This is a genomic window from Colwellia sp. BRX10-4 (assembly GCF_014077465.1).
Taxonomy (GTDB): Bacteria; Pseudomonadota; Gammaproteobacteria; order Enterobacterales; family Alteromonadaceae; genus Colwellia_A.
This window is the reverse complement of sequence record NZ_JACGVZ010000030.1, coordinates 18194-40078: the sequence shown is the minus strand read 5'-3', so window position 1 is coordinate 40078 and position 21885 is coordinate 18194. Positions and strand designations below refer to the sequence as shown.

Below are 21885 nucleotides of genomic sequence, written 5' to 3'. Positions count from 1 at the left end.
CTTTATCAATACCACATAAAAAGGCTTTTCGAACGGTTTGACTGCAAACATGATAATAGGGTGTATCAGATAAACTGATTTGTTGTGAACGAGGCTTGGGCATAACAATCACCACACTTATAAGAAGGTAAATTAAGTGTAGTTTATTGTTGAAAAAACAAACAAGTTATTATGGGTGGCTTAATTAGTGATCCTAGCGTAAGTCCTTCGTTGAGTTTGATAAATGATTAAACGCTTTTTTTTATCAACATTGTTTTTGTGGTTTAAATAATAAACAAAAACAAAAGTAAGGGTGAACCAACATACGTTAATGTTGGCTCACCTTTTTTGTCACTACTTTTGGGTAACATGCACCAGTAAGTAATATTACTAGTATTATTAATTTGAGTAGTCAGCGCTGGATACTTTCTGCTAAAGGTCCTCTACTAGAGTCAGCCGTACTTTATTGGGGCGAGTTGTTAGCTTTTATTTTATTAGCTTTACTCGTCTCAAGAGTGAATTTTTCACCCTTAAATACCGTGAGTTGGATAATATTAGGCTTTGGCTTAAGTTTAAGTAATTGGGGAGTGTTGATGCTAATGTCACTGTGGTTTGCTGCTATCACTGCTAGTACTTATCGACCAAAAAACATTAATCGACTTTCATATAATGCATCGCAGGTTTTATTGTATCTGTTATCGATTGTCGCCATCGTGTCGCTTTTACTTGTGGTTCCGGCCAGCCTGTTGAGTTCGCCTAGTATGGGTATTGAAGGTAATTATTCATATGGTAACCACCTGCAATGGTTTTCAGATAAATCGAGTGGTTTGTTACCCCAAGTATCTTTGGTGAGTATCTCAACCATTTTTTATAAGGGTATTATGTTGGTTTGGGGTATTTGGCTGAGTTTTGCTTTTTTAAGTTGGATAAAATAGGCTTGGAAAGCGCTTGGTCAACAAGGTTATTGGCGAAGTGAACTCAGTAAGCAACTAGACGAAAAATAATAGCTTGTTGCAGTAAACTAGATCTATTTGAAATATTAAATGAAAATTTGATTAGATCTAGTGCTTTCATTGGTAACGGCAATAGGAAGTGTTTATTATGTAACACTTGGCATTTGCCACCCATTATTGATTATTTAACGCGGAACTTACATGAATTTAGAACAAGCTTTATTGGTAATCGCTACGGCACATGGCAACGAACTACCTGTAGAAGCGCTAGAAGCAGTTAAAATGAATTGGTCAGTGTTTTATCCTGATTTAGAGCGACTCATCGATCAATTTATTACCGATGATATTTCGCTTACCGATGAACAACAGGCGATTTTATTTTTCGGCACCTTATTACTAGCAGAATTAAAATATGTTCCCGCGTTGTCAAAATGTCTGCAGCTATTCTCACGCAGTGATTCCTTTTTAACCCCCCTTGAAGGGGTTTTTGGAGATGCTCTTACTGAATTAACGCCAACCTTATTTTATAATGTGGCAGACGGTAATACACAAGTATTGTCTGATTACATTGTTGATGGTCATCAAGCGATGTACTGCAAAGCTTCGGCTATTGAAGCGGTGTTTGCTCAATACGAAGTGGGTGTCATTGATAAGACGGAATTAGGTGAACATGTAACTCGCTGGCTAGCAGCCTTTTTGGCTTTACCTAATTCAATCAGTAGTTTTTTAATGAGTGCATTAGCCGATTCTTGTATTGAATATCAACTTGATAATTTCAAACATCAGTTTGTAGAATTATGTGATAAAGACTTATTTGATGAAGACCGCTTTAAAAAATCTGAGGTAAAAGCCTGGCACAGGGGAGATGCACCTAAGCTGATAGAGTCTGGTATTATTCAGGCAGAGTTTAGTGTCGTTGATACGTTAAAGGCATGGATTGATGATGACTCTGAAGAAGAGCTGCTAGATACACTTCCAAGTGAAGACCATGATATATTTGAGTCGTTAATGGCTGAAGGTGGTCTATTAGCTAATATCCTTTATGACGAAAAAACAATTTTAGAGAACAGCGTACCGGTGAGTTCATTAGCTATAGCTGGACGTAACGATCGATGTCCTTGTGGTAGTGGCAAAAAATATAAAAAATGTTGCTTACAGTAAAACACAGCGCTGGCATTTATTGTAAATAAAAATAATATAGCGCAAGTAACTCCGTGCCTGTATTCATCTCGTCAAACTAGAAAAACCGCTCATTGAAAGATTAGCAGTTTTTTATTTTCTCAAGGGAATATTTCATTAAAATTAATCGCTATATCAGTCATTTTTTGGATGATTAATTTTACCAGTAAATGACATCAATCGGTCATCATCAATGTAAAAGTCAACATTTTATTAACAAGTTTCGTTTGACGCGTCTTTGTTGCTTGCACATTTATTTTTTCTCAATACAATCAATGACAATTAAAGTTAATAGTGAAAACAACATGAAAAAAATAATCCTAGCACTTTGTTGTGCCTTGGTAAGCTTGTCTGCAAATGCCTTAACTACGCTTGAAGATGTTAAGTCTTTTACCTTAGACAACGGTATGACCATCATCGTATTAGAAGATCATTCTATCCCTAATGCCAACATGTATTTATTCTGGAAAGTAGGATCTAGAAACGAATATCCGGGCATAACAGGGCTTTCACATTTTTTTGAACACATGATGTTTAATGGTGCAAAAAAATATGGCCCTAAACAGTTTGACCGTGTAATGGAAGCTGCTGGTGGAGCTAATAACGCTTACACTTCCGAAAACATTACCGCTTATACTAATTGGTTCCCGGTTAGTGCAATAGAAACAATTTTCAGTTTAGAAGCCGATCGTATTGAAAACCTCGCTATTGATGAAGCTATGGTAGAGAGTGAACGTGGCGTAGTGACCTCTGAAAGGTCAACTCGGTTAGAAAATTCAAGTTTCAGTAAACTGCATGAAGAAGTAAAAGGCGTCGCTTTTCGAGCACATCCCTACAGTTGGGGAGTTATCGGTCATCAGTCAGATATAGATAATTGGTCGATTGAAGATCTCAAAGCCTACCACAAAACATATTATGCACCGAACAATGCTGTTGTGGTTATCAGTGGTGATGTCACCTTAGCGCAAGTAAAAAAACTCGCAAATAAACATTTTGCACCGATCAGTGCACAATCAAGCCCAAGAAAAGTACATACTGTTGAGCCTAAGCAACTCGGTGAACGCCGAACTTATGTGCAAAAGGAGTCTTCAACCTCTGCCAATGTATTATTTGCTTTTCACGTACCAGAAACCCGCCATGCAGATTATTATCCATTGAAAATGCTTGCCTCTATTTTGGGCGATGGCCAAAGTTCTCGTTTGTCTAGAAGTCTGGTCGACGATAAACAAATAGCAACAAGCGTTTTTACTTATATGCCGGATTCATTTGATCCCAATCTATTCTATGTTTTCGCTACCGCGACCAGTTCGGTAAAAGCGAGTGTGCTTGAGCAAGCGATGGTAGCAGAAATTAATAATATTATTGTTAATAGTGTTACTGAGCATGAGCTCACCAAAACCAAAAATATTGCTCAGGTAGATTTTTATCGCACGCTTTCCACAATCAATGGTAAAGCAAATACGTTAGGGACATATGCGTTGTTTTTTGATGATTATTCGAAAATGTTTACGGCAATTTCAGACATGAACAAAGTGTCAGTTGAAGACATTAAGCGGGTCGCGAGTACCTATTTAATAAAGTCTAACTGCACGGTTGGCATTTTAGCTGCTGAACAAGACAGCAGCGAAGGAGATTTATAGATGAAACATTCCCTTTTATTTATTTGCAGCTTTATCATGATATTAAGTCATCCAGTATTCGCTGAATTTACTTTACCCGATTATCAAAAGCTGACATTGAAAAACGGCTTAACCGTTTATTTGATGGAACAACATGAAGTCCCTTTAGTCGATATTAAAGTGGTTACTAAAGCTGGCGCAGTTAATGACGGTGACAATTATGGCTTAGCGAACTTTACGGGTACAGCGCTTGGTTTTGGCAGCGACAAATTATCAAAAAAAGAAATTGAAGATTTATTTGATTTTCACGGGGCTAACTTTAGTAACGGCGTTGGTATGGAGTCCTCTACGTTAAGCTTATCTATTGCCAGTAAAGATATTGATGGATTGTTGCCAGTATTTAGAGATATTTTATTAGCGCCAAGCTTTGACAATGAAGAATTTGTTAAAGAGAAAAAACGTCACCTCGAAAATCTAAAACAAAGTAGGGAACAACCTGGGCAAATTATCGGCGGAGCATTTAACCAGCTATATTTTCAACAACACTCATTAGGAAACCCGGCTGATGGCAATATTTCAACCATCGAAAAGCTTTCTATTAAACAAATAGAAACTTTTTACCAGGCGTTCTACTCAGCAAATAATAGTGCACTTATTGTTGTTGGCGACTTTAATAGCAAAAGTATGGAAAAAAAGATTAATGACTTATTTTCAGACTGGGCATCTAAAAATATAAGTGCTCCTAATTTAAAGAGCTTTAAAGAACCTGCAGAATCAAACGTATTGGTTGTTAATAAAAGTGATGCTAACGAAAGTACTTTTATCATAGGTGGTAAAGGCATAGCGTCTAATCATCCTGATATGGTTGCCATAAAAGTGATCAATACTATATTGGGTGGTAGATTTACCTCGTGGTTAAATGACGCATTACGTGTTAATTCGGGTTTAACGTATGGCGCGAGAAGTCAATTTAATAGCTACTCAACCGCGGGTACGTTTGTTATATCTACTTTCACTAAAAATGAAACAACCTTTGAAGCCATCGATTTAGCGCTAAAAACCTATGACAGGTTGTGGGAGCAGGGTATTGATCAAGACACCTTAGAATCTGCTAAAGCTTATGTTAAAGGGCAATTCCCTCCAAAATATGAAACAAGTCGTCAACTGGCTGGTTTACTGGCTACTATGTGGGTTCAACAGCTTGATAATACTTTTATTAACGATTTTCAAAAAAATGTTGATGCGCTAAATGTCATCAAAGCAAATGAGATTGTTAAAACTGTTTTTCCAAGAGAAAACTTACAGTTAGTCATTATAGGTAAGGCTGACATCATTGGTGAAAAAGCAAAAAAATACGGTAAGGTAAAAGAAGTTGATATCAATACGGTTAGTTTTTAGATGTGTGATAAAAACGCATATCGTTATAATTGTTGACATGTAAAATCAAGTGCGCAGTACTATACTGCGCACGTTGTAAACTGAGATAAGCCAACGAGCACAGCAACAATCGCTTTAGTCAATAAGCCTCAATTATTGATAAAAAAACACTGAAAAATTGATCATACTGGAGTATTATTTTTAATGGAACTACAGATAAATGTTATAGATGCATTCACTGATGAGACGTTTAAAGGCAACCCCGCGGCTGTCATTATAACCACTGACTGGTTGACTACAGAGCTTATGCAGTCTATTGCTATAGAAAATAACCTTTCAGAAACGGCCTTTGTTAAACAAATTAATAATCAAGCGTATGAAATACGATGGTTTTCACCGATAACAGAAATTGATTTTTGTGGGCATGCCACGCTAGCGGCTTCATTCGTTATTTTTGCGAAAGATAACACGGTTAAAGAAATTAACTTCTTCGCAAAGGCCGTGGGCGATCTGTCAGTTACAAAAACACCCGATGGCCTTATACAAATGTGTTTTCCTAATAAAGAGCCTACAGTCGTAAATGAAATTCCTGCGGCGTTATTAAATGGTTTGTCGATTAATCCCATCGACGTCTTATTAAATGACCAAGCGTATTTTGTTATTTACGAAAATGAAAGTGATGTGCTCGCTGTTATCGCCAATAGTGACGAATTAAAGCAGCTTGCTCCTTACGATGTAGTGGTGACATCAACATCAACAGAGTTTGATTTTGTCTCTCGTTACTTCTGGCCTGCAAATGGTGGTGATGAAGACCCAGTAACGGGCTCAATTCATACTGGATTAACGCCTTACTGGTCTAAAAAGTTAAATAATCCCGACCTCATTGCTTATCAAGCCTCTAAGCGAGGAGGAAAACTAATGTGCCGTATAGAAGAAGATAAAGTTTATATTTCAGGCCAAGCGTTACAATACTTAACGGGTACAATTACAGTGTAGCGCTATTGTTCAGTGGGAAACCTAAACTTAGACCAACACTCTGATACCAGGGTCTAAAAAATTAAACAAACCCAAACTCCTCGCTTACCAAACCTCTAAGCGAGGAGGAAAAATAATGTGCCGTATAAAGGGAGATAAAGTTTATATCTCGGGTAAAGCGGTGCAGTACTTAACGGGTACAATTACAGTGTAGTTTTTAGAATCTAGTGTTTTAAAAGAGCAAGGGCGCTTTACGCTATTGTTCAGTGGAAATTAAAAATTACTCTCCCTTTAAGGAATTACATGTTAAAAACACCGATAAATTTATTGAATAAGTTTACTCATTTTTCAGATCAATGGTCACCAAGAGTGGTTGCCCAAATGAATGACTACCAATTTAAATTAGCTAAAATTCAAAATGAATTTACTTGGCACTCGCATCCAGACACAGACGAAGTTTTCCTTGTTGTAGAAGGTGCTATGAGTATTGATTTTAGGGATGGTAGAGTCGACCTTCTTGCGGGGGAGATGTATGTTGTGCCAAAAGGCGTTGAACATAAACCTCATGCAAAAGATGAATGTAAAATAATGCTTATAGAACCTTTTGGTGTCGTTAACACCGGAGATTCACCGGGAGAGCTTACCGCTCAGAATGATCTTTGGGTATAAGGTATAAAGTGAGTCTTTTAGTTTGCTATCGGGCATTTTTACCCTATTGAATTTAGTTGGTACCGTTCTCTAAACTGTTGGCACAGAACATTGCAACTGTAATAACCGCTAGTGTAATCATCATAAGTTTCAGAATGTTACTTATGCGAAATAAAACTTATACGATCAAAGCAAAAATGTATTTCCGTTTAATTTTAGCAATGGTGGTAATGCTGGCTTTTATAAGACAAGATATCCCATATAAGCGCCGCTAAACCTAGGTGGATAGATCTTATTCTCTTATTGATACGTATATAAAAAAAAGGTTGATTTGATAAATATATGTTGATTAATATAATTGGTTTTAATGTTTCATGGTTTGGCTTGGTTTATTGGGGTAATAATTTCATTCCATTTGCCTTTACACTTCTGCTTGCCCACTTGTTTTTTCAATCTAAGAATTATAAAGAATTGTTGTTAATCTTGTTGGTCAGCGCTATTGGTATTGGTGTTGACTCATTATTACAGCAGCTCAATATTTTCATTTTTATTGAAGGAGCTCATATTCCTTTTTGGCTGATGATGTTATGGGCTAGTTTTGCCGCCACCATTTGTCATAGCTTACAATTTTTATCTTCTTCTAAGCTCCTGCAATTAGTTGTAGGAGGACTAATATCACCATTAAGTTACATTGCTGGTAACAAATTATCAGCGGTCGATTTTGGTTATTCTATGCTTATAACTTATACTATTTTAGCGTTGGTATGGGGGACATTGTTTATTTTGTTTTTTTATTTGAAATCAAAAATTATTACCCAAGAGGTAAATTATGCTTAAATTTTATGCTCGATTGATCGTTATCACCATGTTACAACAATTTATTACCGTTCAAGTGTTAGCGACTGATGATATCAAGCCTGACACATTAAATAATATTCTTACAGAGCGGGTTTATATACCTGTCGGTCAAACAACTTTTTCTGTGCTTTTTTGGGACCTGTACAAAAGTAAATTACTGACAACTTCTGGAAAATATCCTATTGAGTTAACAGATGAAAAATTGTTATACCAGATTAACTATTTGACTGACATTTCAAGTAAAGATTTAATTGAACGAACAGTCGAGCAATGGCAGCATTTAGGTGTACCAAGAAAAAACTTTGAACGCTATTTACCTACCCTTAAAAAAATATGGCCTGATATTAAAGAGGGCGATAGTTTGTCTTTATATGTCAGTAATAATAAAAGTACTTTTTATTTTAATAATGATCTTATCGGTGAAATTGAACAGCAAGAATTTAGTCAACTTTTTCTCGATATATGGTTATCAAAAAATACCAGTGAACCAAAGCTTAGGCTTGAATTATTAGGAATTAACAAAGATGAATAAATATATAAGAAGTTTAGCTTTTATTACCACAAGCTTATTTATTTCTAGCTGTTCGGTAGATCTAGAGGAATACAAACCAGTAGCTAAACCATTTGATATAAAATCTTACTTTGATGGAAAAGTTATTGCCTGGGGAATAGTTCAAGATTATACCAACGAAGTTAAGAGACGCTTTTGTGTTGAAATTGAAGGAAGTTGGCAAGAAGAACAGGGAGTACTTGCAGAAAAATTTTACTTTGATGACGGCGAAGTAAGCTATCGTAATTGGCAATTGACTAAACTATCTGATGGAAGTTATGTTGGCGGTGCAGAAGATGTTGTCGGTGAGGCTATTGGCAAGCATCAAGGTTTTGCTTTTCAGTTTCAATATACATTATCGTTAAACCTTGATGGTGAGATAATGGAGGTTACTATGGATGATTGGATGTATCAGTTAGATGAAAACAAGGTCTTTAATAAAACTGCAATGTCTAAGTTTGGCCTTCAAATTGCTGAAATAACGTTGTTTTTTGATAAGGAAACAACAAACCAAAGCTGTCAATCTAATTAAGTTATTGTAGTAGGTCAGTTAAAGCGGCTTCAATTTTATCATGTTTAAAAACGAAACCGCTATTTAATAGTTTTTGTGGTACTACATTTTGTCCATACAGCAACAACTCTGCCATTTCACCAAAAATAAGTTTAAGTAGTGGGGCTGGCGTAGTGAAAAGGCTAGGACGATGAAGTGATTTTGATAAAGCTTTTGAAAATACTTCATTGGTTACCGCATTAGGAGATGTCATGTTTATTGGACCTGATAAGTTATCATTATCAATTACATGTAATATTGCAGAGACCATATCGTCAATGTGTACCCAAGACATAACTTGATCGCCTTGACTTATTTTCCCGCCAACACCTAATTTGAACGGTAATAACATTTTAGCTAAGGCACCAGAACTTTTATCTAATACTATCCCAGTACGTAATAGAGCAACTCTAGTATTTTCTGAACAAGCAATTAACGCTTTCTCCTCCCACTTTGCACAGACTTCATGAGTAAATTCCTGATGAAAATCTTTAAAGGTTTCATCAATGGCTTGACTATTTTGTCGACCATATACACCAATTGCACTGCCAGAAATAAGTAAACTTGGTGGTTTTTCTGCAATGGAAATTAACTGTGCTATTTCGTCAGTAATATCCCATCTGCTTTGACAAATTCTATTTTTTTGCTCTGGTGACCAACGCTTATCAGCAATAGGCTCGCCGGCTAGATTAATTACAATATCAGTACTTTCTATACTGGTAAGTAAGAGTTTATCAATAAACTGGACTTTTTTGTTTATGGCTAAACTCGCAGATTTTATATTTCGAGTTAACACCGTAATAGTGTTTTTGTCCGTATTTATAGATTTAATCAATGCTTGGCCAATGAGGCCAGTTCCACCGGTAATAAGATAATTCATAGGTATATCCAATGATTAGAATAACTTAGTTAATACGAAGTATTAATCTTATAAGATCATTCAAAAAATTATTTAATATTTTATCAAATATAGTGATCTTTGTCTTTTTTTTGTGCGTAATTTAACATGACATTAACTCAATGAATGTATAAGGGAAGCCAAGTGAAATATTTAAAACTATTAACAGTAACCATCATAAGTGTGTTTTTTTTGCAAGCTTGTAATGATGATAAAGCAACAGAGCCAGAAAAAGAAAAAATAACCATTGTTGATGCTGCCATTAGTAATGGCAGTTTTACTACGTTAGTTGCAGCACTCCAAGCGACAGGTTTAGATGCGACACTCTCTGACACCAACAGTTCTTTTACAGTCTTTGCTCCCACAGATGATGCATTTGCTTTATTGGGAGACGACACTATAAATGCCTTACTCGCCGATACCGATACATTATCTAACATACTTACCTACCACGTAATTAGTGGAGAAGTCGATGCCACTACGGCAATTAGTTTAGCCGGTACTACGGTCAGTATGGTCAATGGTGACTCGGTTGGTTTATCTCTATCGCCAGATAACGAATTGCTAGTGAACGCTGCAACCGTTATTTTCGCTGATATTCAAACAGACAATGGTATTATTCATGTTATTGATGCTGTTTTATTACCACCCTCAGACATCGTAACACCTACAAGTAACATTGTCGAAACAGCGGTAGCAAACGGTAACTTCACGACTTTAGTCGCCGCTTTACAAGCAACTGAATTGGATGTAGTACTCGCAGATGATTCGGCTAATTTCACTGTTTTTGCACCGACAGACGCGGCGTTTGCCCTTATCGGTGATGCAACCATAAATACACTGCTTGATAATACTGAAGTATTAAGCCGTATATTGCTGCAACATGTTATACCTGAAATGGCGGTCGACTCAGTTACGGCATTCTCACTTAATGGTGTTATGGTTGAAACAGCTTCAACAGCATTGATTCCATTGAACATAAATACTAGTACGGACATGCTGACTTTTGGTGGTGCGAATATCATCATTAAAGATATATATACTACTAACGGAATTATACATGTCATTGATGCGGTTATCATTGGTGATGTCGAAGTACCTGCACCAGCGATGAGCATAGTCGATGTAGCAATTGCAAACGGTAGTTTCACTACTTTAGTTGGTGCTTTACAAGCTACAGGTTTAGATACTGTATTGGCGGATCTAGAAAGCGACTTTACTGTATTTGCTCCTTCTGATGCCGCATTTGCAAAATTACCCGCTGATACACTGATAAACCTTTCAACTGAACAGTTGTCTAACATATTGTTGTACCATGTGATCCCAGGAAAAGTATTAGCTGATGGCGCAATAACGTTAGCCCAATCTTCGTCTAACACCGCTGAAGCGGCTAATGGCGATAATGTTGCTTTGTCATTTTCTAATTCAACACTTTTTGTTAACGGCGCTAAGGTTAGTACTGCAGATGTGATGGCTGATAATGGCGTTATTCATGTTATTGATAACATAATTATGCCACTAGCAGAAAGTGATACACCAACAAATTCAATTGTTGAAGTAGCTCTTGCTGACCCTGATAATTTTTCTACGTTAGTTACTGCGCTCACCGCAGCTGATTTAGTAGATACTCTTGCAGATGAAACTAAAACATTTACAGTTTTTGCTCCTACAAATTCAGCATTTGAAAAAATTGATAGTGATGTATTAAATGCGCTCTTAGCTGATAAAACAGCATTAACTGAAGTTTTACTCACTCATGTGGTTGGTGAAGTATCTTTGAGTTCTGTTGATGCCTATGCTGCTAATGGTAAAACACTATCAACATTATCTAACACCAAAATATCTGTTGGTATCGATGCTGTAAGCGGCTCGCTGGTCATTGGTGGTGCGAATGTAGTCATAACAGATATTAATACGACTAATGGCGTTATCCATGTTATTGATACAGTAATTCTTGATTAATCGTTCGTATTACATTTTCTAATTAGTTGATTTTACGCCCCAGTCTATGGGGCTTTTTTTTGCTTATTATTTACTTTGAAGTGATCGATTATCTGGTCATAAACGTACAATTAAAGGTAACGATAACGGTGAACCTTTATCGACACGACATAGTGACTCTGACTAAGACATAGTTTTACCCTTTGATGCATAACCTATTTATATGCATAGTTTACGCCCCAGCCTATGGGGTTTTTTTTTGCTTATTATTTACTTTCAAGTGATCGGTTATCTGGCAATTAACGTTTAACCAACCATGACGATAAAAGCTAACCTCTATCGGCACTCTGACTCTGACATAGCTTTACCCTTTGATGCATAACCTATCTATATGCATAGTTTTACGGCCCGGCCTATGGGGCTTTTTTTTGCTTATTATTTACCTTTAAGTGATCGGCTATCTGGCCATTAACGTATAACTGACCATGACGATAAAAGTTAACCTCTATCGGCACAGTGACTCTGAGTAATACATAGTTTAACCCTTTAATGCATAACCTATTTATATGCATAGTTTTACGCCCCAGCCTATGGGGCTTTTTTTTGCTTATTATTTACCTTTAAGTGATCGGTTATCTGGCTATTAACGTATAACTGACCGTTACGATAATAGTTAACCTCTATCGGCACAGTGACTCTGGCTAAGACATAGTTTTACCTTTTGATGCATAACCTATTTATATGCATCTTTTTGTGCCCCAGCCTATGGGGCTTTTTTTTGCCTGTTACTTACCTTTATGTGATCGATTGCTTGTTTTTTAACGTATAACAAACCATGACGGTAGTAATGAACAAGTAATCTCTATCGGCTCAGATTAATAGTGGCTTAACTGGATGTAGTTTACCTTAGATACATAGACTGCATAGATATATGTTTTACGCCTCTGCTTATGTGATCTTTATGTAATCGTGATCATTTTGTGTGCATAAACGTATATATTAATAAGATAATAGAAGTAATAAATATATGAAAATAACTACAATGAATCTACCTGTTTTTCCTTTGCCTATATTCCTTTTACCTGAGGGAGTCACCAAGTTAAGAATATTTGAACCGCGTTATTTAAAAATGGTGGGTATTGCTTCTAAAAATGGTGGCTTCGTTATATGGTCAAAAAATAACAATAATGATCTTTCAAATTCACTGTGGGGAAGTTGGGTAGAGATTATTAATTTTGATAAAGGCGATGACGGAATATTAGAAATTGATGTTAAGTGTAAATCGCTAGTAGAAATTGATACGCTAACCTTAGATAGCGATAAATTATATTTTGGTGATGTAAAGCAAATTCAACATTGGTCACAATCTTCAGTCGATATTTCACTCTCTGAATTGTCAGAGTCTTTAGCAAACGTTTTCACGAACAATCCGGACTTAGATGATTTATATCAGCAAAAAGAAATCACTCGTCCAAGCTGGGTTATTGCAAGATGGCTAGAGTTGCTACCAATAGATTTAGACATTAAAGCTACATTTGTTATTGACCATGATTTTGTAGCGGCAAAAGAATTGGTTCAATCTGTTATAGACAAATAAATATATTTAGTACTTAGTGATCTTTATTCATCTTTACCCGTATAGGCATCTAAATATAATAAAACGGTGATAGAAGTGATGCAAACTAACTTGCTAAGCACAGTGACAAGTGTTAAATCTAGTAACATGACAGAAAAAATTAATCATCCTCAGCTTTGTCAGTGGCTTAACGACGTAGCAAGCACAAGAGATAAAAAAGCATTCACCGATTTGTTTCAATTTTTTGCACCTAAAATTCAACGAATTGCCCGGGGTAAATTCCCTAATGAAGCTCAAGCAAGCGAAGTGGTTCAAGAGACCATGAGTAATGTTTGGCGCAAAGCCCATCTATTTGATAAAGACAAAGGGGCTGCTACGACTTGGGTTTATACAGTCATGCGAAATGTAACTTTTGATATGTTACGTAAGATTAAGGGCAATAAAGAAGACAATCTCAGTGATGACATTTGGCCATTAGCCGAAAGCCAAGTAAGTGAAGAAGAATCATTTGATGATCATCTTGAAAATAAAGAGCTTTTATCAGTAATTGAAAAATTACCAGAAGCGCAACAGCAAGTTGTTAAAGGTTTCTATTTTATGGAAATGTCTCAAGAACAACTAGCAAACCATCTAAATCTACCTCTAGGTACTATAAAATCTCGTTTGCGTTTAGCTTTAGCAAAACTCAAAGTGCAGTTAGGAGAAAATCATGATTAAACATCACCCAAAATTTGAGTTAATACAGTCGTTTGTTAATGGTGATTTACCGGCTTCTTTGTCTGCTGGTATATCCATTCACGCTAGTATGTGTCCAACTTGTCAACAGAAAATATCATTGTTGACAGACCAAGTAGCAGAATTGAATTTTGACGAGTCGGCTACAAATATTACTCATAGTGGTAGCGATTCAGTTGCTGAAAGTATCTTAACGATAAATTTTGATGACATGATTAATGGCATCACAGATTCTGATGCAATTGATGTTATGCAACCAGTTGAAACAAAAAAAATTAATTTTAAAGATAAGTCTTATCAATTACCTAGCGTATTGAATAATATGATGTTGGGAAAAATAGCACATATAGGTAAACTAGCAAGAAAACGTGTACAGTTTGATGAAAATGAAATTCATACTAGTTTGTTGCACATGGAACCAAGCGGCTCTGTTCCTCAACATACCCACAAAGGTTTTGAGTTAACGTTATTATTAGAAGGTTCTTTTCATGATGAAAAGGGTGAATATGTAAAGGGTGATTTTATTATGCTTGATGGCGAACATCTTCATAATCCAATTTCAAGCAATGGTTGTCTTTGTTATACTGTAGCTAATGACGCTATGCACTTTACGCAGGGTATTAATAAATTGCTGAATCCAATAGGTTCCTTTATCTATTAAGTAAGCAGATGTTATAGTATTTTAGGGAAAAATATGATTCACTCGGTTGACAAAGAAGATTTACTTATTGGCATTAGCGCTTGTTTGCTTGGAGAGAAAGTTCGCTTTGATGCCAGTAACAAACCTTCGACCTTTTGTATAAAAGAATTTAGTAATCATGTAACGTACAAATCATTTTGTCCTGAAGTCGCAATAGGTTTACCTATTCCAAGGCCGACAATTCGTTTAATAAAAAAGGACGATGTTATTCATGTATCTCGTCCTGATGGCAGTGGTGATGTTACACAAGCACTTCAGCTTTACGGTGAAAAAGTGGCCAAAGCGACCAAAGATTTAAGTGGTTATATCTTTTGTGCTAAAAGTCCCAGTTGTGGCATGGAAAGGGTAAAAGTTTACAATCCAGGTGGTCACGCGTTACCATCTGACGGCATAGGTGCGTTTGCTAAAGTTATTATGGAAGTTAATCCACTGTTGCCTTGTGAAGAAAATGGCCGCTTAAACGATATGGTGCTCCGTGAAAACTTTGTCGCTCGTGTATTTGCCTTCAAACATTGGCAAAATCTGCTTGCTACAGGGCTAACTAAACACAAATTAACAACGTTTCATAGCCAGTATAAGTACACAGTTATGAGCCATGATTTAATTGCTTACAAAGATCTAGGTCGATTGTTAGCGAGAGCAGATATGCCACTTGCTGATATGGCTGACGAATATATTTTAGGGCTAATGACAGCACTAAAAATAAAAGCGACACGCAAAAAACACGCAAATACTCTTGCCCACATTCAAGGATATTTTTCACAGCATCTCAAAGCTAATGAACGACAAGAGTTTTGTGATCAGATTGATGCTTATCGTGAAGGACTTGTGCCATTAGTTGTTCCTTTAACGTTAATCAAGCATTACCTATTACAGCACCCTAAAGATTATTTAACAAATCAATCTTATTTAGCACCTTACCCCGACGCACTAAGGTTAAGATATTCATATTAATGTTCATCAAATTAATTAAGTCATCGGCTTTACACAATAGAGAATAAGTCAAACGGCAGATGTTTATTTTATAAAATCTTGTATTCATTATATAATAAAGCATCAGTCATTGGCTGTTTAACCATTAGCAATGATTATATAATTTGTTAAACGGGCAAAAAATTACTTTCAGTTAATGATAAAGGAATAAAATTTGTTACTTTGGTTTCGCAATGATCTTAGAAGTCATGATAATCCCGCATTACAGTATTTTTTAAAAAACAATCAAGATAATGCTCCCCTTAAAGCGATTTTTTTCATCTCTGAACAACAATGGCAGCAGCATGATTGGTCTGCTATTAAAATTGATTTTATAAAACGCCATGCCATAGCACTTCGCGAAGAGCTCTTGTTAGTTGGTATTGAGTTAGAATTAGTTGATGCCGCTACCTTTGAAGATCAGGTTTCATATTTACAAGCTCGTTGTGAAAAAGAAAAAATCAATGAGGTTGTAGCCAACAGTGAAGTTGAATTTAATGAACAAAAACGTGATGAAGCCATTGTTGCACTGGGTATAAAGCTCAGTCTATTTGAAGCAGATGTTATTGTGCCTAAGGGAAAAGTTCTTAATTTATCTAACCAGATGTATAAGGTTTTTACTCCTTTTAAACGTGCCTGGTTGACTTATGTTAAACAACATAGCTTTGATTATTTAGGTAAAGTAGCAACTAGTACCGTTAAAGAATCGTCAGCAGATACTATTTCTGATGCAAGTATATCTTCTGGTTGGCCACTCGTTGATGACATTGAAAAACATGTTCTTCCAACTTTCTTTAATGAAAAAATATCTGATTATCACGATCAAAGGGACATCCCTTCCATTAAGGGCACCTCGGGTTTGTCACCTTATTTAGCCGCAGGTGTCATTAGTCCCAGGTATGTATTAAGAACTTTAATTAACGCCTACCCAGACATATTAATCGCTTCAGATAGCCAAGAGTTTTCATGGTTAAATGAAATCATTTGGCGTGAATTTTATAGAAATTTAATGTTTCATGAACAGAGGCTATCTAAACACCAATGCTTTAATGAGAAGTACCAAGGCGTACATTGGCATTATGATAAAGGTTTGTTTGATGCCTGGTGTCAGGGTAAAACAGGATATCCGCTAGTAGACGCCGCCATGAGACAACTCAATCAAACAGGTTGGATGCACAATCGGCTTCGTATGGTTGTCGCAAGCTTCTTGACTAAACATCTATTAATCGACTGGCGTCTCGGTGAAAAGTATTTTATGAGTCAGCTAATCGATGGTGATTTAGCCTCTAATAATGGTGGTTGGCAATGGGCAGCAAGTACCGGTTGTGATGCACAGCCATACTTTAGAATTTTCAACCCGATAAGACAAAGTGAACGTTTTGATCCAAAAGGCATTTTCATCCGTAAGTATCTGCCAGAGTTGCGAAGTGTTCCAGATAAAAGTATTCACTTTCCGCATTTGTTTATAGAAAAAAACAAAAAAAATATTTACTGGCCACCAGTTGTTGACCATAAAGAAGCTAGGTTAAAAGCTCTCGCTTTCTATAAGGTATAACTGGCTTAATTATCATTTTAGCTAATCAAACTGTCTATGATTAGCTAATGCCATTACGGTAACAGCAATGCAAAATAATGCCCCACACGATACAGCAACCACTTCGCCGTTTTGGTTAAATAATTTTGTTAATGTTTATCAAACTCTTTCTACCGATAACTTAGATCTTCTGTCGACAATTTATCATCGTGATGTCATTTTTATTGATCCTATCCATGAACTTAAAGGCTTTGATAATTTATTTGAATATTTTCAAAATTTATATCAAAATCTAACGACTTGTGATTTTGTTATTACTAATATTATTGCTGAAAAAGATCAAGCTGCTATTTATTGGACGATGTCATATCAACACCCCAAGTTGAATAAAGGTAATCTTATCAATGTAATAGGGCATTCCCATATTAAAGGTTATGAAGATAAAGTTATTTACCACCGAGATTACTTAGACCTTGGCGCAATGCTTTATGAACAATTACCTGTTTTAGGCAAACTAGTAAAATTAATTAAGCAAAAGGCGGCAAAGTAATGGCAATTCGTACTGTTTTAATCACAGGCGCCACTTCAGGTATTGGTCACGCTTTATATGAAAAATATTTAGCGCAGGGTGACAATGTTATTGCTTGTGGACGTGATAAAAGTAAATTAGATAAGCTGTGCAGTAAGGCTTTTAAAACATTGGTATTTGATATGACCAAACCAGCCCAAATAGAGTCTGCTGCTGTTGATATTAAAGAAATTGATATCATGATCTTAAATGCAGGCGACTGCCGTTACATTGATGATGCTAAGCATTTCGATGGCAAACTATTTAGTGATATTATTTCAACAAATTTATCCTCACTAGGAGCTCTTTTAGAATTTTTCTTACCGATCACGAACAAAGGTGGGCAGGTGGTATTTGTTAGTTCAAGTGCAACAATCGTCCCTTTCCCAAGAAGTGAAGCATATGGTGCCTCAAAAGCAGGTATGGATTATTTAGCGAATAGTTTACGACTTGATCTGGTGGCTGCAAATATTGGTGTAACATTGGTACATCCTGGATTTATCAAGACGCCTTTAACAGAAAAAAATACCTTTGATATGCCGTTTCTATTATCGAGTGAAGAAGCCGCTACACGAATTATTAAAGGTGTTAACCGCCGAGCTAATTATTTACACTTTCCAAAAAGGCTTACGTTGACCTTAAAGTTATTCTCTTTTTTACCTGCATCTCTTTGGCAATCAATTATTTTAAGGAAATAAAAAGCATGAAGCACATTGCTATTATTGGCTCTGGTATCTCTGGTTTAACCGCGGCTTATTTACTCTCAAAAAAGCACAAGGTAACTGTCTTTGAAAAAAATGACAAAATTGGTGGCCATACCGCTACAGTAGACGTTGAAATTGCGAATGAAACTTTTGCTATAGATACCGGTTTTATTGTTTTTAATAATAAAACTTATCCTAATTACTTGGCTTTATTGTCAGAGATTGGTATCGGTAAGCAAGCAACTGAGATGAGTTTTTCTGTTCATAACTGTCAAACAGGTCTGGAATACAACGGTCACAACTTAGATACTTTATTTGCACAAAGAAGAAATATATTTAATCCAAAATTTTGGTTTCTGGTTAAAGAAATATTACGCTTCAATAAACTTTGTAAAAGTATTTATCAGTACAATAATTATCAGGTAGGGTTAACATTAGGTAAATTTTTAACAGATAATAATTTCAGTGCCTTTTTTGCTGAGCATTATATTTTACCTATGGCTGCTGCGATTTGGTCAAGTTCATTAGCGCAAATGGAAGATGTTGAGTTTAAGTTTTTTGTACAATTCTTCCATAATCATGGTTTACTTAATATCGCTGACAGGCCACAGTGGTACGTTATTCCTAAAGGGTCTAGAAGTTACTTAACGCCATTATGTATGCCATTTAAAGATAATATAATACTTAATGCTGATATTTCAGGGATTACACGTAGCAACGACAAAGTTCACTTGCACTTTAATGATCGCGCTAGTGAGACCTTCGATGAAGTTGTTATTGCCTGCCATTCAGATGAAGCTCTTGCCTTGTTAAACGATGCAACTGATAATGAAAGTAGCATCCTATCTGCTATGCCTTACAGTGCCAATTCCGTGATTTTACATACCGACAAAACACTTTTACCTGATCGCGAGAAAGCGTGGGCAAGTTGGAATTACCAGCTTAGTCAAGATCGTTCTAAGGCAGCAAGCGTTACTTACAATATGAATATTTTGCAAGGCATAGAAAGTCAGCATACCTTTTGTGTGACATTAAACCAGAAAGAAGATATTGACCCGAAAAAAATATTAAGAGAATTTACCTACCACCATCCTATTTTTTCTGCTGATTCAATCAGCGCTCAAAAAAGTAGATCACTCATTTGTGGTGTCAATCATACGCACTTTGCCGGAGCTTACTGGCATAATGGCTTTCATGAAGATGGTGTTAGAAGTGCTGTAGAAGTGGCTAATAAATTTGAATGTTATATAGCAGCTACTGTTAAAGGCTAAAAATGTCTGAACTATTCAACAAAAGCAATATTTATCAAGGTAATATAATTCACCGTCGCTTTAGTCCTAAGGCGCATAGTTTTGATTACTCCTTGTATATGCTTGCAATAGACGTTGATGATGTAAAAAATAATAATAACAGTATGGGGATTTTTGGTTTTTCGTGGTTTCATCCTTTACGCTTTGTTGAAAAAGATTATGTCAAGGGTGAACTATCCTCTCTTAAAGAGCGTATAAAACAAAAAGTCGTTGTATCAGATGGTCATAATGAGATAGCTAGAATTGTCATGTTGGTACAAGTTCGATGTTTTGGCATATATTTTAGCCCGGCTAATTTTTACTTTTGTTACAACAAAAAAAATGAATGTACTCAAATGTTAGCAGAGGTTAGCAATACTCCTTGGAATGAAAGACATTTTTATTTAGTGAATTTACTCAATACAAAAACAGCTAACACCAGTAAAAAAGTATTTCAGGTTTCACCCTTTATGGATATGGCAATGACATATTTTTGGCATGTAAAGCCGCCGTCATATGAACACGATAAGTTACTGGTTAAAATTGAAAACAAAACAATTAATGAAGAGACGGGTGAAGTAAGTAAATTATTCGACGCCAGTCTTGTTATGAAAAAAAAGCCATTCACTAAGAAAAGTTTATTGGCAATCTGGTGCCAGCTTCCTGTGATGACAGTAAAAGTTGTTTGGGGCATCTACTGGCAAGCCGTAAGATTGTTCGTTAAGCGGATACCCTTTATTGGCTATCAAAAATCAAATTAATATATAAATTGTAAAATAAGATTAAGGAGTACCAAATGGAACAAATTGAAGGTGTTAGAACTTTGCAGACCGCCAATTGGATAGATAAGCGTTGTCGTGACATGGTTCATTCTGTCTTTTCGAAGTTATCATATGGCGAATTAGAAGTCGTAGAAGGAACAGAGCATAACATTTTCCCTGAAACACCAGGAAGTTCACCGCTCAAAGGAAAGATTAATATACATGATATAAGTGTTTACCGTGATTTTGTTAAAGGAGGCAGTATCGGTGTATCAGAAGCCTATATCGATGGAAAATGGAGCAGTCCTAACCTTACTAATGTCATAAGAATTTTTGCTAAAGCACAACAAGAAACTGATAGCCTTGAGTCGAAAAAGTCATGGTTAAATAAGTTTAAGAACAGTATAACGCATTGGCAAAATAGAAATACTCAATCGGGTTCAAAGAAAAATATTCTTGCTCACTATGACCTAGGTAATGAATTATATACGCGTTTTCTTGACCCAGAAATGATGTATTCCTCTGCAATTTATCCAACAAAAAATGCCACATTAGACGAAGCACAACTTCATAAACTTGAAACGATTTGTCAGCGTTTATCTTTGTGCGAGAGTGATCATTTACTAGAAATAGGAACAGGTTGGGGCGGTTTAGCTATCTATGCAGCACAAAATTATGGCTGTAAAGTAACGACAACAACTATTTCTGACGCACAATTTAATTATGCCCAGTCGCGTATTGAGAAGTTAGGGTTGCAAGATAAGATCACTTTACTCAAACAAGATTATCGCGATTTAACAGGGTCATTTGATAAAGTCGTTTCAATCGAGATGATTGAAGCCGTTGGTTATGAATTTTTACCTAGCTTCTTTAAACAATGTAATGATTTATTGAAAAATGGTGGTAAATTACTTATACAGTCAATCACTATCGTCGACCAACGTTTTGATTACTATAGAAGTAACGTAGACTTTATTCAGCGTTACATTTTCCCAGGAGGTTTTTTACCTTCGGTAAATGTACTCTCAGATAATATTACCAAACATAGTAGCCTTGTTGTTGAACAGCTTGATGATATTGGTCTAGATTATGCGCAAACTCTAGCGCATTGGCGTGAGAAGTTTTTAGTTTCTTGGTCTGATCTTACTCAGTTTGGTTATGATGAAACATTTAAACGTCTATGGTTATATTACTTTGCTTACTGTGAAGGCGCATTTTTAGAGCGTTCAACGAGTGCTGTACATATCGTTGCGCGTAAATAATATAGTGTTATAAGCTTGCCTTGTTTCTTAAACTTAATTGAATGAATTAAGTAAAGTGAAGGCAACTTAGCTAATAAGTAATCTATTAAACAAAATAGGTAATAATGCCTATTTTGTTGTTATAACATGGCCAAACTGGTCAAATTTTAAACGTAATTTCTATATTTATCTTCACATCAACAGCTATATCGTAATACACAGGTGTAACAATGCCATTATTACTGTAAGTTAGCTTATTGCTTTTACTTTATTGAATC

Annotated in this window: 21 protein-coding genes; 20 read left to right on the top strand and 1 reads right to left on the bottom strand. The window is 35.9% G+C overall.

Annotated features, from left to right (window positions below; all coding sequences use genetic code 11):
* The first annotated feature begins 383 nt into the window (after positions 1 to 383).
* From H4J67_RS17665 to H4J67_RS17625, 9 genes are all read left to right on the top strand, one after another.
* Entirely contained in the window at positions 384 to 914 is a 531-nt protein-coding gene (locus H4J67_RS17665; RefSeq protein WP_182204520.1) for a hypothetical protein, read from the top strand.
* Positions 915 to 1133: 219 nt separating this feature from the next.
* Positions 1134 to 2093, top strand: coding sequence for a DUF1186 domain-containing protein (locus H4J67_RS17660; RefSeq protein WP_182169690.1), 960 nt, complete (start codon positions 1134 to 1136; stop codon positions 2091 to 2093).
* A 323-nt stretch (positions 2094 to 2416) separates the two neighbouring features.
* Positions 2417 to 3751 (top strand): pitrilysin family protein, encoded by a 1335-nt coding sequence (locus H4J67_RS17655; protein ID WP_182204518.1) that lies wholly within the window; start codon positions 2417 to 2419, stop codon positions 3749 to 3751.
* Positions 3752 to 5128: a pitrilysin family protein gene (locus H4J67_RS17650; RefSeq protein WP_182169696.1), complete on the top strand. Its 1377-nt coding sequence runs from the start codon at positions 3752 to 3754 to the stop codon at positions 5126 to 5128.
* Positions 5129 to 5311: 183 nt separating this feature from the next.
* Positions 5312 to 6103: a PhzF family phenazine biosynthesis protein gene (locus H4J67_RS17645; RefSeq protein ID WP_182169699.1), complete on the top strand. Its 792-nt coding sequence runs from the start codon at positions 5312 to 5314 to the stop codon at positions 6101 to 6103.
* A gap of 282 nt (positions 6104 to 6385) precedes the next feature.
* Complete coding sequence (locus H4J67_RS17640) at positions 6386 to 6751, top strand: cupin domain-containing protein (protein ID WP_182169702.1); 366 nt, start codon at positions 6386 to 6388, stop codon at positions 6749 to 6751.
* A 321-nt stretch (positions 6752 to 7072) separates the two neighbouring features.
* Positions 7073 to 7567 (top strand): DUF2878 domain-containing protein, encoded by a 495-nt coding sequence (locus H4J67_RS17635; RefSeq protein WP_182169705.1) that lies wholly within the window; start codon positions 7073 to 7075, stop codon positions 7565 to 7567.
* A complete protein-coding gene (locus tag H4J67_RS17630; protein ID WP_182169708.1) occupies positions 7560 to 8120 on the top strand; it encodes a chalcone isomerase family protein in 561 nt (186 codons plus the stop codon). The genes H4J67_RS17635 and H4J67_RS17630 overlap by 8 nt, the downstream gene beginning before the upstream one ends.
* The gene (locus tag H4J67_RS17625) at positions 8113 to 8670 is read left to right on the top strand and encodes a DUF3833 domain-containing protein (protein WP_182204517.1); all 558 of its coding nucleotides are present in this window, start codon (positions 8113 to 8115) and stop codon (positions 8668 to 8670) included. The genes H4J67_RS17630 and H4J67_RS17625 overlap by 8 nt, the downstream gene beginning before the upstream one ends.
* 1 nt (position 8671) lies before the next feature.
* Here the strand turns inward: H4J67_RS17625 and H4J67_RS17620 are convergent, their stop codons facing one another.
* A complete protein-coding gene (locus H4J67_RS17620) occupies positions 8672 to 9568 on the bottom strand; it encodes a TIGR01777 family oxidoreductase (RefSeq protein WP_182204515.1) in 897 nt (298 codons plus the stop codon).
* 162 nt (positions 9569 to 9730) lie between these two features.
* On the opposite strand from H4J67_RS17620, the gene H4J67_RS17615 reads away from it, so the two are divergent.
* From H4J67_RS17615 to H4J67_RS17565, 11 genes are all read left to right on the top strand, one after another.
* The gene (locus tag H4J67_RS17615; RefSeq protein WP_310740641.1) at positions 9731 to 11548 is read left to right on the top strand and encodes a fasciclin domain-containing protein; all 1818 of its coding nucleotides are present in this window, start codon (positions 9731 to 9733) and stop codon (positions 11546 to 11548) included.
* A 1006-nt stretch (positions 11549 to 12554) separates the two neighbouring features.
* Positions 12555 to 13124, top strand: coding sequence for an LON peptidase substrate-binding domain-containing protein (locus tag H4J67_RS17610; protein WP_182169720.1), 570 nt, complete (start codon positions 12555 to 12557; stop codon positions 13122 to 13124).
* 126 nt (positions 13125 to 13250) lie between these two features.
* Positions 13251 to 13820: a sigma-70 family RNA polymerase sigma factor gene (locus H4J67_RS17605; RefSeq protein WP_404842807.1), complete on the top strand. Its 570-nt coding sequence runs from the start codon at positions 13251 to 13253 to the stop codon at positions 13818 to 13820.
* Positions 13813 to 14499, top strand: coding sequence for a ChrR family anti-sigma-E factor (locus H4J67_RS17600; RefSeq protein WP_182169723.1), 687 nt, complete (start codon positions 13813 to 13815; stop codon positions 14497 to 14499). Before H4J67_RS17605 ends, H4J67_RS17600 begins: the two co-directional genes overlap by 8 nt.
* 33 nt (positions 14500 to 14532) lie before the next feature.
* The gene (locus tag H4J67_RS17595) at positions 14533 to 15492 is read left to right on the top strand and encodes a DUF523 and DUF1722 domain-containing protein (RefSeq protein WP_182204512.1); all 960 of its coding nucleotides are present in this window, start codon (positions 14533 to 14535) and stop codon (positions 15490 to 15492) included.
* Between the two features lie 193 nt (positions 15493 to 15685).
* Positions 15686 to 17065, top strand: a complete 1380-nt coding sequence (phrB, locus tag H4J67_RS17590; RefSeq protein ID WP_182169729.1) for a deoxyribodipyrimidine photo-lyase — start codon at positions 15686 to 15688, stop codon at positions 17063 to 17065.
* A 67-nt stretch (positions 17066 to 17132) separates the two neighbouring features.
* Positions 17133 to 17594 carry a nuclear transport factor 2 family protein gene (locus tag H4J67_RS17585; protein WP_182169732.1) on the top strand — a complete coding sequence of 154 codons (462 nt, stop codon included), beginning with the start codon at positions 17133 to 17135 and terminating at the stop codon, positions 17592 to 17594.
* Positions 17594 to 18310, top strand: a complete 717-nt coding sequence (locus H4J67_RS17580; protein ID WP_182169735.1) for an SDR family NAD(P)-dependent oxidoreductase — start codon at positions 17594 to 17596, stop codon at positions 18308 to 18310. Before H4J67_RS17585 ends, H4J67_RS17580 begins: the two co-directional genes overlap by 1 nt.
* Positions 18311 to 18315: 5 nt before the next feature.
* Entirely contained in the window at positions 18316 to 19587 is a 1272-nt protein-coding gene (locus tag H4J67_RS17575) for an NAD(P)/FAD-dependent oxidoreductase (protein WP_182169738.1), read from the top strand.
* Positions 19588 to 19589: 2 nt separating this feature from the next.
* Positions 19590 to 20366 carry a DUF1365 domain-containing protein gene (locus H4J67_RS17570; protein ID WP_182169741.1) on the top strand — a complete coding sequence of 259 codons (777 nt, stop codon included), beginning with the start codon at positions 19590 to 19592 and terminating at the stop codon, positions 20364 to 20366.
* 35 nt (positions 20367 to 20401) lie between these two features.
* A complete protein-coding gene (locus tag H4J67_RS17565; RefSeq protein WP_182169744.1) occupies positions 20402 to 21628 on the top strand; it encodes a cyclopropane-fatty-acyl-phospholipid synthase family protein in 1227 nt (408 codons plus the stop codon).
* Positions 21629 to 21885: the final 257 nt, after the last annotated feature.

What these genes read in the sequence shown, in the direction of transcription:
- H4J67_RS17600 (WP_182169723.1), top strand. Translation starts at nt 13,813, where the DNA reads ATGATTAAACATCACCCAAAATTTGAGTTAATACAGTCGTTTGTTAAT.
- H4J67_RS17610 (WP_182169720.1), top strand. Translation starts at nt 12,555, where the DNA reads ATGAAAATAACTACAATGAATCTACCTGTTTTTCCTTTGCCTATATTC.
- H4J67_RS17635 (WP_182169705.1), top strand. Translation starts at nt 7,073, where the DNA reads ATGTTGATTAATATAATTGGTTTTAATGTTTCATGGTTTGGCTTGGTT.
- H4J67_RS17650 (WP_182169696.1), top strand. Translation starts at nt 3,752, where the DNA reads ATGAAACATTCCCTTTTATTTATTTGCAGCTTTATCATGATATTAAGT.
- H4J67_RS17625 (WP_182204517.1), top strand. Translation starts at nt 8,113, where the DNA reads ATGAATAAATATATAAGAAGTTTAGCTTTTATTACCACAAGCTTATTT.
- H4J67_RS17585 (WP_182169732.1), top strand. Translation starts at nt 17,133, where the DNA reads ATGCAAAATAATGCCCCACACGATACAGCAACCACTTCGCCGTTTTGG.
- H4J67_RS17595 (WP_182204512.1), top strand. Translation starts at nt 14,533, where the DNA reads ATGATTCACTCGGTTGACAAAGAAGATTTACTTATTGGCATTAGCGCT.
- H4J67_RS17575 (WP_182169738.1), top strand. Translation starts at nt 18,316, where the DNA reads ATGAAGCACATTGCTATTATTGGCTCTGGTATCTCTGGTTTAACCGCG.
- H4J67_RS17660 (WP_182169690.1), top strand. Translation starts at nt 1,134, where the DNA reads ATGAATTTAGAACAAGCTTTATTGGTAATCGCTACGGCACATGGCAAC.
- H4J67_RS17570 (WP_182169741.1), top strand. Translation starts at nt 19,590, where the DNA reads ATGTCTGAACTATTCAACAAAAGCAATATTTATCAAGGTAATATAATT.
- H4J67_RS17645 (WP_182169699.1), top strand. Translation starts at nt 5,312, where the DNA reads ATGGAACTACAGATAAATGTTATAGATGCATTCACTGATGAGACGTTT.
- H4J67_RS17630 (WP_182169708.1), top strand. Translation starts at nt 7,560, where the DNA reads ATGCTTAAATTTTATGCTCGATTGATCGTTATCACCATGTTACAACAA.
- H4J67_RS17655 (WP_182204518.1), top strand. Translation starts at nt 2,417, where the DNA reads ATGAAAAAAATAATCCTAGCACTTTGTTGTGCCTTGGTAAGCTTGTCT.
- H4J67_RS17605 (WP_404842807.1), top strand. Translation starts at nt 13,251, where the DNA reads ATGACAGAAAAAATTAATCATCCTCAGCTTTGTCAGTGGCTTAACGAC.
- H4J67_RS17640 (WP_182169702.1), top strand. Translation starts at nt 6,386, where the DNA reads ATGTTAAAAACACCGATAAATTTATTGAATAAGTTTACTCATTTTTCA.
- H4J67_RS17620 (WP_182204515.1), bottom strand. Translation starts at nt 9,568, where the DNA reads ATGAATTATCTTATTACCGGTGGAACTGGCCTCATTGGCCAAGCATTG.
- H4J67_RS17580 (WP_182169735.1), top strand. Translation starts at nt 17,594, where the DNA reads ATGGCAATTCGTACTGTTTTAATCACAGGCGCCACTTCAGGTATTGGT.
- H4J67_RS17565 (WP_182169744.1), top strand. Translation starts at nt 20,402, where the DNA reads ATGGAACAAATTGAAGGTGTTAGAACTTTGCAGACCGCCAATTGGATA.